This window comes from Marinomonas sp. 63XJN7_9_ISO-PGPR-S23-217 (assembly GCF_056173515.1).
This window is the reverse complement of record NZ_CM149678.1, coordinates 405337-420378: the sequence shown is the minus strand read 5'-3', so window position 1 is coordinate 420378 and position 15042 is coordinate 405337. Positions and strand designations below refer to the sequence as shown.

The following is a 15042-nucleotide window of genomic DNA, read 5'->3' as shown; positions in this document are numbered from 1 at the left end:
GACACATCCATACAGACAACCACAAAAATTTGATCGAATGTATCAAAACAATGAAAACTGATCCCCTACTTTGGCTGGCACAGTAAACTGACTGCAATCAAGCCGACTCAATCGTTCATCAGACAATCCATGTTTGCGTCTCGCTAAATGAAAGCGTTGGTTAATGATGTCGGCAAACAGACCTTCCCCTGTCATGCGCTTACCAAAGCGACTGTCGTATAACTTGCCACCGCGCATATCCATAATACGCTGCAACACATGGGAAGCTCGGTCGGGATAATGCTGTATCAGCCACTCTTCAAACAATGGCGCAACTTCATGGGGCAAACGCAGCATAATGTAGTGAATGGATTGGGCTCCAGTGTCTGCTGACGCCGCAACAATCTGTTCCATCTCATGATCATTGATAAACGGAATCACCGGTGCCACCAGCACAGTCACGGGAATGCCCGCCTCACGTAACGCTTTAATCACCTGCAAACGCGTTTTTCCTGAGGCGGTTCTGGGCTCTAAAATACGCTTTAAATGATTATCTAACGTCGTCACACTGATTGCCACGTGCACCAAACGCTTTTGTGCCATCTCAGTGAGAATATCTAAATCACGCAGAATCAAGGTGCTTTTGGTAATCAAAGACACAGGCTGACCATAGGCCAAACACACGGACAACAGCTGGCGCGTAATCCCCAGTTGCTTTTCTATTGGTTGGTAGGCATCGGTATTGATTCCCAACGCAATCGGCTCACAACGATAGCTCGAATGAGCAAGCTCTTTCTCAAGAAGCGCCGCCGCATTCACCTTTGCGGTTAACTTGGTTTCAAAATCCAGCCCTGGCGATAAATCCAAATACGCGTGGCTTGGCCTTGCAAAGCAATAGACACAACCATGCTCACAACCTCGATACGGATTCACCGACAAGGTAAAGGGAATATCCGGGGAGTTATTACGGGTGATAATCGTCTTAGCCGTTTCGTAACGAACTTGTGTTTTCGGCGATGACGTTTCGAGTGCCTCGACAGGAACATCATTTTCGTCCACTTCCACTAAGGTAATGGCAAAACGCCCTGCTAGCTTGCTCGCTGTACCACGACCTTTTATGGGTTTATTGGCAGAAAAATCAGACATAATTGCATCCCAATATACTGTATATAAATACAGTATATTTTATTTATGCTATTCTAGCAAAAACGGTTAATGAGGGAGCGGTTAAAATGAGTAGCATTAACTTACCAGTAGAATGGAACGAGGACGACGAATTACCGAATGAAGGCTTGTATTTTGTTGCCATTCGCTATCCTAGTGGATTTGGCTGTTACGACTTTGTCGTCTGGAATGGAGAAGAGTGGGAACTAGGCTACACTGCTGAAGTCGTTGGCTGGGTAGCAATAGATAATGTGCTATCTCTCATCAAAGCCGGTTGGCCTCAAGGCGACAATGCCGTCAGTGAAGCATTTGATCGCCGTTATCTCGAACGTAAAACACAAAGAAAAAATGAAGACGATGAAGACGACTTTGTCGAGGTAACCTGATAAAAACTCTAACAGTCCTTTATCATTAAGGTCATCTCTACAAAGGAAATGACCTTCTCGTATCCTGTCACGCTTAATCTTCTCCCTTAAGAGGTCACGGCTGCTTTTTTGATCATCTGAGTGCTCTCGCTGCGATGCTGTTTCATCAGAGCTTTTAAGTTCATTAATAGCATAGGTAATACAATTATTGTGAAGGCGATGTTTGATAACGGGACCGACAACCATACTCCTTCAATACCCAAAAACCTTGGCAAAATAAATAAGAAAGGCAATTGCACGATCATGTTTCCGACAGAGACAAACAAGGCTTGGCCGCTTTTTCCTACCGCCACAAAGTAAATCGACGCCATAAATAAGAAGCCATCTAAAAATAACGCCATCAAATGCAAGCGGATACCCACTTTGGTTGCTTCAATCAAAGGTCCATTAGCACCAGAAAAAAAGCGGGTGAAAAACTCAGGAAAGAGATTCAACACAATGACCACAACGACACCGGAACCTACCGTGACTGAAAACGCCAACTTTACCGTTTGGATAATGCGTTGGTACTGCTTTGCACCTAAGTAATAGCTCACTGGCGGCTGCAAGCCACTCACCAAGCCTTCGGCAAAAAAGTAATAGCAACTGGCTAAATAACCAACGATGGCGAACGCTGCCAATTGCGTTGTGTCCCCATAAGTCATAAATAACCGATTATGCAGAGCGATGATAAAACTCATATAGATAAACATCACCAAGTTCGACGAACCAAGCTGCATGATCCTTTTCGCGATGTGTCTATCAAACTGATTCAGGGATAAAACGGTTTTTGCTTTAGGCGAAGTAAAATATTGTAAGCACAAAATGCAGGTAGCCAGCTGAGCGATCAAGGTTGCCACGGCCGCCCCTTTTAACCCCATTCCTAACATCCCTAAAAAGACATAGTCCAAAACAATGTTCAATAATGCTCCGACCACAATAAAGAGCGTCGCCATGTTCGGGCTATCGTCATTTCGTACTAACATGGGCATGGCACTGGCGCCAATGGAAATTAACGCACCATAAGACATGATCTCTACATACTGCCAACTTAGCACCAAGGTGTTACCAGTCGCCCCTTGTAACAACAGGCCACTTTTCCCAAAAGTCGTAAACACCAAAGAAGCAAATAAGCCAATCCCAACGACTAAGAATAAAGACGTCATCAACGTTGATTGAGTCGCAGGAAGATTCTTCTCACCACGATATTGAGACAACACACTGCCGCCTCCCATACCGATAAGAAGACCAAAGCCCATTATCAGACCCAATAATGGAATCGCCATATTGATTCCAGCTAAGCCTTCGCTTCCCACATAATGTCCAACAAAGAAACCATCAATAATTTGATACAGACCACTCACCAGCATGGCGACAATAGAAGGAATCGCGAAGCGCCAAAAGGCCTGTGCAACCGATTTTGGTGGTTGAGTGGGTGTCACGGTTGGCATTTTGCCTCTCCCATTGCGTAAAAGTAGGAGAATAATATGATAAATTCAGATATAACAAAGTTAGTTACCATCCGCTTTTAGGATACATAACTAAGTCAGTAAACTGCTTTGGAGACTCACTTGAACTGGAGACCTGTATGAACTGGACCCTTGATCAACTGCTTGCTTTTGTGACCGCCGCCGAATTAGGTTCCTTTTCTGCTGCCGCAAGAAAGCTTAACAAAGCACAATCACGTATTAGCAGTGCCATCTCCAATTTAGAACTGGATCTGGGGTTTGATCTGTTTGATCGCCGCTCAAAGTACCCAGCGCTAACCACTTTAGGAAAAGAAATGCTGCCTGAAGCCCAAGCTATTCTGAATCAATGTTTACGCTTAGAATCACGAGCCTTAACCGCTGCGGGTCAGGAGCCGATCTCATTACGTATTGCCATTGACGAGGCGCTTCCTTTAGAAACCATCCATACTATTTTTTCCCAATTCGGCGACACCTTTCCCAACACTCATTTGGTCATTACTAATGGCTCCCAAGATGATATCGCCGTCGCCATTGCCCAACATAATGCAGATATAGGCTTAATGATCAGTAACCATGTACTGCCCGCTAAATTACAACTCCACCCGCTTGGTTATTTAAAAAAAGTGCTTATTGTTGGCAAGCAGCACCCTTTGGCTGACAAAGACACGCTCAACTTGGCGCAATTACAGCAATATCGACAATTCGTTTTATGCAATCGCTCAGGAGAGAATCGGGAACAAGCTTTAAGTCCCGATCATTGGGATATAGACAGCTATTATTTAATTTGTGAACTGGTGACACAAAATCAAGGATGGGCCATTGTGCCCGAGCACATTGCCAGCGCTCAGTGGTTTTCTCAGCAAATAAAAATTGCTAAAAGCGACGTACTATCTGATCGCTTTATTGAAGTCGGTATTGTCACGCTTATCGAAAGCCCCACCTCAACACTAACGGATTGGATTATTGAGCAAACCCGTCAGTTAATGACAAATCCCCCAAACGAAAGAGCAATATAATGACAATGGAGGTCCCTATAAATTACTCGCTTACTCAATGATAAAGCCTGGCATTTTTATGGAAAATACCAGGCTTATAAAAGGAAGCCATCAGCAGCTAATTACTTCACTTTTAGCAAAGACAAAATAGCGGTTAATTCCGCTACCGCTTTAGAACTATTGGCATTACTGCTTTCTAGTTCACTTACAATGTCTTTAAGCTTCGCGGAAGACTCATTGATACCAATCAAATTCCGGTTAATGTCTTCCGCCACATTCGATTGTTGCTCTGCGGCAGACGCTACTTGAATCGTATTATCTGAAATCCCAGCCACTCTTTCGTTTACTACACCCAATTTTTCTGCACTTTCAATCGATGAGGCAACTGTTTGCTGAGCATTTTCTTGGCTTTTCATAATCAACTCCACAGCCGATTGAACATCCTGCTGCAAGCCTTTGATTAACCCATCTACCTCTTCTGTTGATTCTTGAGTCCGTGCTGCTAGGTTACGCACTTCGTCAGCGACCACGGCAAAGCCTCGACCTTGCTCACCGGCCCGAGCGGCTTCAATAGCGGCATTCAAGGCCAATAGGTTAGTTTGTTCTGCAATGGCTCGAATAGTATCCAAAATACTGTAAATTGAATCACTGCGTTGGGACACTTGTGCAACTTGATTACTGGCATCGTTTAACTGTTTTGCAAGGCCTTCAACCATTTGTCGGTTCGATTGAACAAGCTCAAATGACTCGGTTAGGTACTGACTAATGTCCGTCGCCGCTTGTCCATTATCCCGAGCCAGTGTGGCCACCTCTGTTGCAGAGCTGGACATTTCTGTGACAGCAGTAACCACAGAATGTATCTGTTCTGCCTGCATGACAGTGGACTGATGGGCAATCGTGGTCGCCTTGGTAAACTCATCATTCGTCATGGCAACCACATCTCGCTGCTGGATCAGGCGAGTAATCATGTTCTGCAATTTCCCGGTGAACTGATTAAACCCTTGCGCCAACAACATAAGTTCTAAATGTTTTTGCGTATCGAGACGCTGGGTTAAATCCCCTTCCTCGGAGGCCAATTTTTCCATTCGTAGAGCAATGCTGCGCAGTGGTGAGGTCACTGTATTGACGACTAAAAAGACTAGTACCAGCCCAACAAGTAAAAGCCCAATAGACAAACCAACAAACAAGGTGATTGAGCTTTGTGTTTTATCATCAAGTTGACCGGACATTTTGGTCACGGGCGCCAATAAGACAGAAGTGGGAACGGAGACATAAATTTTCCAGACATTGGGTGCCGCGCTGATGGTCATACTGTCACTGTATACCCATTGCTTTTCCCCTTTTTTTAGCCCTGTTTTCTGACCCGCAAACGTCAACCCTGTCTTGTTAATGTTTTTACCAATTGCATCAGGCAATTCGCTGGATCCTACTATCAACCCTTTTTCACTGACAATAGTGATATTACCGGCACCGCCAAACAAATTGTCGGTTAGCTGACTTAGCTTTTTTTGAATCGCAGACAAATTGATATCCGCGCCCACCATGCCGATAAACTTTCCATCAGCCAAAATGGGGGCTGAATAAGTAGTCATTAATACTTTTTGCCCACTTGTCAGCTCAAATAAATAAGGGTCTAACAAACACGCTTTTTTTGTGTCCATCGGACACAAATACCACTCCGATACTCGAACGCCATTTTCATCTTTATCCTGAACATATTTAAGGGCGGGATCTCCCGTACTGTAAATATATTTACCGTCATCACCTTTTAACCAATAAGTGTCTAATGTACCAACAGATGATGTATGATCCCCTGTTCCCATCGACTCTTTATCTTTTCCATCGTATCCATTCGGCTCAAATTGCGCATACAACGCGTTCATATTCGGTGAACTTTTTAGTAAAGATAGGTTCATATCTTTGACTTTTTGACGAGCAAAAGGAACACCGCCATTGCCTACCGCCGTATCCGCTAAAACTTTAGCAAAGCTTGAAACAACCGCTGCGGTATTACCCAGATAACTGGACACTTGGGATTGCACCTCAGCAGCGGCAGACTCAAGTGAAAGCCCCGCTTGTTCTTCTTGGTACACTTTTAACTCATTGGAAGAAAAGTTGCTTAACGAGCGAATAGAGTGAGCTGATAAATAAATAAGTACACTGATAAGACAAGCAAAAAAGACGCCTGTTATTACCACCAGCTTTACTCTGATACTGAATTTAGACATTGAGGCACCTCAGGTCAAATTGACTATACTGTCCAAACTTCCCTGTTACTAAAAAGCATATTCTTATAATAAAACGACATCCAAAATAGGATAGGTTGAAACTCGATATGCATTAGAATTTTTTATATCAATTATACTGTAGACTCTTTGTTTAAATCATACTGTAGGATTTTTGTAATGAATGGCAGTAACTTCTTATCAAAATTTTGGCAAAAATTTAACTAAATAGTCAGAATTAATTTTTGTTTTATTTAAAAGAGTCAGCTCAAACGCCTCAATAAAATAATAATTTAAAACCAGAACAACACTATATGAATGAAAACAATGAATGAAAATGCTAACCCATTTTAGAAGGCGGCCTTGTCCCGACAAGCGTTGGCATAGCGTCTCTTATGATGTCGAGAAACGTTCGTAGACGTGCTGGATAGTAGCTTGCATAAGGGTAAATAAGGTACACAGGCAAGGGAGTAGCGTGCCACTGTGGCAGTAAATGCACCAAACTACCTGCGGCAATGTCATCATTGACCACCCAAGCAGAAGCCACCCCCGCTCCGAGCCCTGACAAAAGAGCATGACGCATAGCGTACAGGCTATCGGTGCTGAGTTTTGGGGAGATCGTTAGTTGATAGAAGTCATGGTCGCGGTCATTTTGCAGTATCACCTTAGTGCGGTAAAACGTGCTCAGCGCAATCCAAGGCAAAACTGCCAAGTCCTGAACCTGCTGAACCTCGGGGAATCGTCTCAATAATTGGGGCGATGCCACAACAATCCGAGGTATTTCCGCCAATAAAACGGCCACCATAGAGGGATCAGTCAGCTCCCCTACATGAATCGCGCAATCAATACCATCATTGATAAAGTCGGGAGAATGATCGTTAAGCATCCATTCCACTGACATATTGTTGTAGCGATTTAAATAGTCGACTAACGGCACAATAAGCTGATCTTGTCCAAAGGCATGGGGCGCCCTTACCCGCAAAGTACCAACAGGCTCGTCTTTGGCGTTATTAACGTCGTCTTCGAGGGCATTCCAACCGTCAATTAACGTTTTTGCATGCTGGTAACAACGCTCTCCATCGTCAGTCAGTTTCATTGCATGGGTGGTTCGCAAAATCAGTTTTGTACCAAGCAGGTTCTCTAGTGACTGCAAGCGTCGGCTAATGGTTGGCTGGGAAGTACCAAGTTGATTCGCCGCCGCCGATAAGCTGCCACTTTCTACAATTCGGACATAAGTTTGCATCAGTTCTATACGGTCGATGCTACCGAGTTTTGATATCTTCATACGAGTTATGTATAACCGTTTTACCTATGAGCTGGCTACCAAAATAATGCCAATACATTAAAAATAGCCGCATTCCCATTCAAATCATTCACTCAGAGATGAAGCCGTCATGTCATTGCAAAGAACCATGGATAATGCCGCTACACCACAAACTCCCCCTTTATCCAAAAGCCTTGTGTTTACCATGGCAACCGGTGCGGGGCTCAGTGTTGCCTCCATTTATTACAACCAACCTATGCTGGGTAATATTGGCGCCACTTTTCATGCCAATGTCAGCGCCACAGGATTTATTCCAACCTTCACGCAAGTCGGCTATGCCTTGGGCATTCTGTTTCTGATTCCCCTGGGAGATCGTTTTGATCGGCGTAAAGTCATTGCCATCAAAAGCCTACTCTTAGCACTAGCTCTGTTCTTATGCTCAATTATGCCAAGCCTGAATAACGTATTAGTGGCCAGTTTAGCCATCGGCATCATGGCGACCATGGCACAAGATATCGTACCCGCAGCAGCGAACTTAGCACCAGAAGCTAAGCGGGGGAAAACGGTTGGCACGGTTATGACAGGCTTACTGGTTGGGATTCTTTTATCGCGCGTGATCAGTGGTGCGGTAAGTCAATATTTGGGCTGGCAAGCTATGTATCAATTGGCCGCATTAAGCATTTTGCTCATTGGCTTGAGTTTGTGGCGCATTTTACCCACATTCGAGGTACATTCCAATTTAAGCTATCCAGGGTTATTAAAATCCATGCTGACACTATGGAAGCGCCATGATGAGCTGCGTCGTGCGGCATTCGCGCAAGGTCTATTATCGGTTGGCTTTAGTGCTTTCTGGTCCACCCTTGCGGTGATGCTTCACACACACTATGGTCTAGGCAGTGCTGTCGCTGGAGCATTTGGCTTAGCGGGTGCAGCAGGGGCATTAGCAGCCCCATTAGCGGGAACACTAGCGGACAAAAGTGGCCCAGCTCGTGTTACACAAATAGGTTGCGCTCTTTTCACGATTTCATTCGCCATTATGTTTTTATTGCCCTATTTCCCTATAAACGGTCAAATTGTACTGATCATTGTCAGTGCGCTGGGGTTTGATTTAGGGATACAGGCTACCCTGGTTTCCCACCAATCTCTGGTATACGGCCTTGATCCCGCCGCTCGTGGCCGCCTCAATGCCCTGCTATTTACTGGGATGTTTATTGGCATGTCCATCGGTTCGGTTCTGGGCAGCCAAGCTCTGGCTTTGATCGGCTGGAATGGCGTAGTGGCTGTCGCGACCATTGCTGGCATTTTGGCTTTCATCATCCGCATAACGGATCGATCCGCGTAATGGACATTGCATGTTACGCTCATGATCCAGCAGCCAGCGCTTTCTCTCTAATCCGCCACCGTAGCCTGTTAAACTGCCATCTTTACCTATCACACGGTGGCAAGGAATCATAATCGAAACTCGGTTCGCCCCATTGGCCGATGCGACAGCCCGCACGGCTTTGGGGTTACCAATTAACGAGGCTTGATGCTGATAGCTGGCGGTATGACCACAGGGAATCTGCTGCAAGGCTTGCCATACGGCGTTCTGGAAATCCGTCCCAGGTGTGTCTAACGCGACACTAAAGTCACGTCGTTCTCCCGCAAAGTATTCCTCCAATTGCTGCTTGGCCAATAACATATGCTCATTCACACCAGCCATGATGGGGGCTTTCAGGTAGCGTTGTAGATCTTTAAATTCCGTTTCTAACATACGTCGGTCGACGAACTCTAACAAACAAATCCCCCGTTTGGTGGCCCCCACAAACATAGGCCCAAGTGGGGTAGTCAGCCGATCAAGCAAGATGACATCCTGCTCTAATGACGCTTGGGGGGAGCGCCCCACCAATTTCTTAAAGGTATAACCAAAGCCACTTAACGACTCATAACCATGGTCAAACGCTGTTTGCGTGGTTTGTTTTCCTTGGCGCAGTTCTTCATAGGCGAAATTAATGCGATACATGCGCTGAAATGTTTGGAAAGTCATTCCATAATGTTGATTAAACCAACGTCGTAAAAAAATAGGCCGAATGCCCGCTTGTTCAAGTTGCTCATCGGTGATTTTCGCTTTCGGACAATCCCGTACTAAATTTATCGCGATTTGCACTTCATGAGGGGCCTCATGGCTGTTTTCTGTCGGTTTACAGACCTTGCATGGTCGAAAACCTGCTGCCATGGTTTCCTTTAAGTCTGTATAGAACAGCACATTGTTACGCTTGGGTTTACGCGCTCGACAGGTGGCAATACAAAAAATAGACGTGGTTTTTACCGCCACAAAAAACGTTCCCACAAAACTAGGGTCGCGTTCAATCAAAGCCTTGTAGTAACAATCAGCTTGTTTTTCATCTGTGATTAACATGGCACTTCTCTCATCAGTCAAAGTTTGGCTCATTACACAACGTCACCTGTCAACATCGTGCTAGATCCCGTGTTAATAAGGTTATAGGGTAACAACCAAACACCACAACCGAAAACTGAACAAGTATTTTTCGATGGGAACAAACAGAACCTGCCACGCGCCACAGACCAAAAAGCCCTGTTACCATGGGGCAACAGGGCTTTTTTCATCCATGGATGCACTAAAATTTAGTCGATTTAAATCTCGCCACCATACCTTGAAGCTCCTGAGATAATTCATTCAGCATAGAGGCCGTTTGTGACACTTGCTCCGCAAGAGTATTAGTCTTCACCGTTCCATCGTGAATCACCATCACATTGGTATTAATCTCTTCGGCAACTAAGTGCTGCTCTTCTGCAGAAGCACTGATTTGAATCATCATGTCTTTAATAGTTAATACTGACGCTAAAATTTGCTCAAACACAGTGTAGGTCTCTGAAGCTAAATCCACTGATCCTTTAGCAACCATCACACTTTGACCCATCTTACTAGCAGCAATACCCGTTTGTTCCTGCAATCGATTGACCAATTTATCAATCTCTTCGGTCGATTCCGCTGTACGACCCGCCAAGGTGCGCACTTCATCCGCGACCACAGCAAAGCCACGACCTTGTTCACCGGCTCTCGCCGCCTCAATCGCCGCGTTCAAGGCCAGTAAGTTAGTTTGTTCTGCGATGGCTTTGATGGTATCCAGAATCCCCACAATGTTATTCGACTCTTCTGACAAGGTCTTCATAGACTCATTAGAGCTGTTTAACTCACTCTCTAACTGACGCAGGGAGTCCATGGTTTGCTGAATGAGCTTATTACCATGTTGAACCTGAGTTTCACTGTGTTCAGCAGCACTTGCCGCGTTGTTACAATTGGAGGCGACTTCGTTGGCGGTCGCCACCATTTCATTAAACGCGGTAGAAACATGATCCACCGAATTCACTTGATGGGAAGCAACATCACTCATTTCTGCCGCCAATGACTCGGATTGATGGGCAACATTGGCAATTTTCTCGCATGAGCCTTTAGAGTGTCCGACAATATCGTCAATTGACGCCACAAACTGATTAAAGGCTTCGGCCATTTGCGCCGACTCATCTTTAGACTCAATCGCTAAGCGTTGGGTCAGATCCCCCTCACCATGGCTAATATTCGTTAACCGTTCAGCCATGACATTAATAGGACGAACAACAAGATTGGTTAATAACATCCCCAAAATCACAAAAATGACAATCATCACCGCCGCCACACCGATGGTCACCCACATCAGATGATTCGCCTGAGCGTAAACCGCACTGCTGGGGATTAAACCGATGAATTTCCAACCTAATTTAGGGGATATATGCATACTGGCAAACCAAGTATGACCATCTATGATGATTTTCTGCAGTGATTTGTCCGATGTCACTTGGCTGTATGGACGGGACGCATCGTTAATGGATTTGAAGTTGTTCTTCGGATTAGAAGGGTCAGCTAAAACCGTCCCGGAGTCTTCCACCATGACCACATACCCGTCGCCCCCAAATTTGACGGTTGCTAGTAACTCCGTCAGTTTTTTAAGCGTCACATCGACCCCAACGGAGCCATAAAAGCCGTCTTTTCCATCGAATCGTTGTACATAATCCACTAAAGGGGCACCTGTAAATGCGTCTCGATAAGCAGGAATACGAACAGGCTTACCACTGTTATCGTTTATGGAGAGTTTATACCAACTCCTCTCCAACGGATTATAGTGATCGACACTATTGCTTTGAGGCCATTGCAAATAACCTTTATCGTTTGAGCCTAACCAAATATAGGCTAAATCTGGGTGGGTTTGACCAAAGGCATCCATTAATTCAAATGCCTTTTTTTCCAACGGTGAGTTTGATAACGGTGTCATCTTTTGTACTGGCTTATCGGCATAGCTGAAAATACTGCCTGGGGTAAGTTGTGTCAGCTCGTTAGTGCGAGCAAAAAAAGCCGCATTTTCTGATAAGTTATTCAGATACATGGAAAATAAGGCGTCCACGTAGCCCATTTCCGTTTGGCTTTGCTGTTCAAATCGCGTCTCAGCATCAGAGCGGACCTGACTGATGACGATGAGCGATACAATGAGGACTGGAAATATCACGCCAGCCAACAAAAGTGCGATGATCTTTTTTCGTATGGTCATTTAAAGCCCCAATTGTTGATAAAATAACGAGTTTTTATCCAATTTTTCATAAAGCTCCCTATGATTATGTATAGCAGAATATCCTTTCCTCAAAGAAAAAAACAAGCAATATATAGATTGTTTATCAATAGCCAAGAGTTGACTTTATTTAAACCATTTCTCTTTGAGAGTATGTTTAATAAGCTCGGCCATGATAATACGCTCTGCGATATTGTATTTGATCAATCAGTTACCATAAGTGGCCTCTGACAAATTATCAGAAGGACTGCTTCTAGCAAAGCCTTTTCAGACATTGGCTTACCAAGAATAAAACACCATCAATGTGACAATGTGTGACATGAAGTTAAAAGAGATTAATGTCATACTAATAAAAATACATGACTTGGAATAAACCTTAGTAAAACACCTCTTTTACTAACAGCAGAGGACTTAGAATGACATCGTCAATGACACTGCAACTGCCCCATTCACCCGAACGACTCATCCTGTTACTACATGGTGTCGGTGCCTCACCAGAGAGTATGGCCCCGTTAGGAGAACTCTTGGCAAGACAATTTGATCAGACGGCTATCATTTCGGTGCAAGCACCTGATGCATCCGATTTTGGGCAGGGCTTTCAATGGTTTTCTGTTCAAGGCGTTACAGAAGAAAACCGCTTTGAGCGAATTCTTACTGCGATGCCACGATTTGTAGAAAGCGTGCAATATTGGCAAGCTCAGACCAATGTCTCCGCCGATAAGACAACGTTAATAGGCTTTTCACAAGGCGCCATTATGTCGCTATCCTCTACGCAAATTGTTGATAATCCATTAGCCTCATGCATTATCTCGTTATCAGGACGCTTAGCTAATCGACCGACCAAAGCACCGAAAAACACACGTATACACTTTTTACACGGTGACCAAGACCCAGTAATAGATAGTCAGTTCGCTCAACAGGCCCACGCGGAATTGTCTAAGCTTGGTGCCGACACCACCTTTGATTTGATCGCTAATTTGGTGCACACCATCAATCAGACAGAAGTACATTTCATTATTCGATATCTACAGGATGAAATACGATAATCTTATCTAACCGCTCCTAATGCACCACTTGCGTCCTTTGCACAATGCACCATAAAAGCAAAGGTCGCATGGCGTATTCCCTCCTCAGCCATTATAGGGTAGCCTTTCTATACTCCCCATCTTCCCTTTTTTAAGGACTAAATAGTGGACTACAGTTTTTTCACCGTTGCACTGCTTATGGGTACAGGTTTTGTCGCTGGTATCATCAACACTTTAGCGGGCGGTGGTTCCAACCTCACCTTACCCGCTTTAATGGTAATGGGCATGCCCGCCGATATAGCCAACGCCACCAATCGAGTAGGGGTATTTTTACAGAACCTCACCGCAACCTTTGGCTTTCGTAAAGCCAAAAAGCTCGATAATGCCGACATTTTACCCGTGATGATTCCGTCATTACTTGGCGGCGTGGTTGGGGCTTTTGCTGCAAGCTATGCTCCAGAAACCTGGCTCAAGCCCTTACTGCTTAGTGCCATGATAGGTATGACGCTAATCATGATTGTCCGCCCCACTCTCATTGCACCACCTGAAGGAACAGTGCCCTTTAAGGTCAGAGAAAAACCCAGTGCTTGGATCGCCCTATTTATCGCTGGCGTCTACGGGGGTTTTGTACAAGCAGGCGTAGGCTTTATTCTTATCACCGCCTTGGCAGGCACATTACGCTATGATTTAGTGAGAACCAATGCGCTCAAAATGGTCTGCACCATGGGGTTCACCACATTAGCCCTCGGCGTCTTTATTTGGAATGGTCAAATCCTCTGGATACCAGGATTGATCCTCGCCTCAGGTACCATGCTCGGTTCACACCTAGCCGTGAAAATGGCCATCAAGGCCAACCCCAAACATTTGAAGTGGTTTTTGTTTATTATGACCCTCTGTGGTAGCGCGGCGGCGTTATTGAGTGAGTGAGCGAGTTAACGGTAACGTGGTAAAAATATTTTAAATCAGTATGGTTAAGAGAGCTTTGCCCGACGTAGCAAGCAAAGCCCTGACGGGGCAAAAGTCACGTTAAGATATATTTAAAAAGGGGTAACCACACCACCATGCTAGAAGAAAATTTAGCGATTAACCTTAAACTACTATGTAGCTATAACGACAGTGTTGCGCAAACCTGTCGAAAAATGGGCATCAATCGTCAACAGTTTTCTAAATATCTAAGTGGTAGCAGCATGCCATCAATGCAGAGTCTACGAAAAATTTGCGATTTTTTTGGTGTAGAAAGTGAAGAAATAACCTTACCACCAGCGCAGTTTAAAGGGCTGATTTCCGCTCGTGAACGGACGAAAAAGCCAAATAGTATTTTAGATAATAGTCCTCAAGGCGAACGGCACACGCGCCTGTTAGAAAATATGATGCTGACCTCATCGAAAGATCTAAACCAGTACTTAGGGGATTATTACTATTACTACATGACGCCCTCTTATAAGGGACACATCAGCAAAGGCTTTGCTCGTTTATCATTGAAAGATGGTATTGGCTATTCCCACTTTTACGAAAGAGCCGAACCTGGTCAAGCCATGCTAGATGGCTATGAAATAGGAAAGTTTGTTGGCATTGTCTTTTTGCTAGGTGAAAGGCTGCAGATTATTGACTATGGGGTGCACTGCCAGCGCGCTATTTCTCAAACTATTTTATATGGTGCGACACGCGGCAACTTTAGTATGCTATCTGGCATAACACTTGGCATACAAGGTAGCAGCGCTAGGATTCCTTTTTCTTCGCGCATAGTATTTGAACGGATCAGCGAACAACTGTCACTTCGTCAAAGGATCAAAGGAGTTGGCTTATTCAAGATGGATAGCGATGAAATATCCCCCAGCATCAAAGCAAGACTAGAAACACCAAGCAGCCTAGACAGCCCCCATATTTTCACGGCATCGGAAAATTATTAGCGTGCC

11 protein-coding genes and 1 pseudogene are annotated in these 15042 nt (G+C 44.7%); 6 read left to right on the top strand and 6 right to left on the bottom strand.

Annotated elements, in window-relative coordinates:
* Window positions 1–42 precede the first annotated feature (42 nt).
* On the bottom strand, window positions 43–1125 hold the full coding sequence (locus AC0VYI_RS01920; RefSeq protein ID WP_475446963.1) for a PA0069 family radical SAM protein: 1083 nt from the start codon (window positions 1123–1125) through the stop codon (window positions 43–45).
* Window positions 1126–1211: 86 nt separating this feature from the next.
* Between AC0VYI_RS01920 and AC0VYI_RS01915 the strand changes: the two genes are divergently transcribed.
* Window positions 1212–1529, top strand: coding sequence for a hypothetical protein (locus AC0VYI_RS01915; RefSeq protein ID WP_475446962.1), 318 nt, complete (start codon window positions 1212–1214; stop codon window positions 1527–1529).
* 86 nt (window positions 1530–1615) lie between these two features.
* On the opposite strand, the gene AC0VYI_RS01910 is transcribed toward AC0VYI_RS01915, so the two are convergent.
* Window positions 1616–2998 (bottom strand): MATE family efflux transporter, encoded by a 1383-nt coding sequence (locus AC0VYI_RS01910; RefSeq protein ID WP_475446961.1) that lies wholly within the window; start codon window positions 2996–2998, stop codon window positions 1616–1618.
* Window positions 2999–3135: 137 nt separating this feature from the next.
* Between AC0VYI_RS01910 and AC0VYI_RS01905 the strand changes: the two genes are divergently transcribed.
* On the top strand, window positions 3136–4032 hold the full coding sequence (locus AC0VYI_RS01905) for a LysR family transcriptional regulator (protein WP_475446959.1): 897 nt from the start codon (window positions 3136–3138) through the stop codon (window positions 4030–4032).
* A gap of 101 nt (window positions 4033–4133) precedes the next feature.
* Here AC0VYI_RS01905 and AC0VYI_RS01900 read toward each other — a convergent pair whose 3' ends face one another.
* Together AC0VYI_RS01900 and AC0VYI_RS01895 are read right to left on the bottom strand one after the other, a co-directional pair.
* Entirely contained in the window at window positions 4134–6239 is a 2106-nt protein-coding gene (locus tag AC0VYI_RS01900; RefSeq protein WP_475446957.1) for a methyl-accepting chemotaxis protein, read from the bottom strand.
* 337 nt (window positions 6240–6576) lie between these two features.
* Window positions 6577–7521: a LysR family transcriptional regulator gene (locus tag AC0VYI_RS01895; protein WP_475446955.1), complete on the bottom strand. Its 945-nt coding sequence runs from the start codon at window positions 7519–7521 to the stop codon at window positions 6577–6579.
* 109 nt (window positions 7522–7630) lie between these two features.
* Here AC0VYI_RS01895 and AC0VYI_RS01890 point away from each other — a divergent pair.
* A pseudogene (locus tag AC0VYI_RS01890) lies at window positions 7631–8602 on the top strand (MFS transporter); the annotation flags it as partial.
* A gap of 90 nt (window positions 8603–8692) precedes the next feature.
* Here the strand turns inward: AC0VYI_RS01890 and AC0VYI_RS01885 are convergent.
* Both AC0VYI_RS01885 and AC0VYI_RS01880 read right to left on the bottom strand, forming a co-directional pair.
* On the bottom strand, window positions 8693–9931 hold the full coding sequence (locus AC0VYI_RS01885; RefSeq protein ID WP_475446953.1) for a bifunctional transcriptional activator/DNA repair enzyme AdaA: 1239 nt from the start codon (window positions 9929–9931) through the stop codon (window positions 8693–8695).
* Window positions 9932–10118: 187 nt separating this feature from the next.
* Window positions 10119–12083 carry a methyl-accepting chemotaxis protein gene (locus tag AC0VYI_RS01880; protein ID WP_475446951.1) on the bottom strand — a complete coding sequence of 655 codons (1965 nt, stop codon included), beginning with the start codon at window positions 12081–12083 and terminating at the stop codon, window positions 10119–10121.
* Window positions 12084–12517: 434 nt separating this feature from the next.
* Between AC0VYI_RS01880 and ypfH the strand changes: the two genes are divergently transcribed.
* The 3 genes from ypfH (at window position 12518) to AC0VYI_RS01865 (ending at window position 15036) form a co-directional block, all read left to right on the top strand.
* Window positions 12518–13147, top strand: a complete 630-nt coding sequence (ypfH, locus tag AC0VYI_RS01875; RefSeq protein ID WP_475446949.1) for an esterase — start codon at window positions 12518–12520, stop codon at window positions 13145–13147.
* 144 nt (window positions 13148–13291) lie between these two features.
* Window positions 13292–14053 (top strand): sulfite exporter TauE/SafE family protein, encoded by a 762-nt coding sequence (locus tag AC0VYI_RS01870; protein ID WP_475446947.1) that lies wholly within the window; start codon window positions 13292–13294, stop codon window positions 14051–14053.
* Window positions 14054–14187: 134 nt separating this feature from the next.
* Window positions 14188–15036, top strand: a complete 849-nt coding sequence (locus tag AC0VYI_RS01865; RefSeq protein ID WP_475446945.1) for a helix-turn-helix domain-containing protein — start codon at window positions 14188–14190, stop codon at window positions 15034–15036.
* Window positions 15037–15042 lie beyond the last annotated feature (6 nt).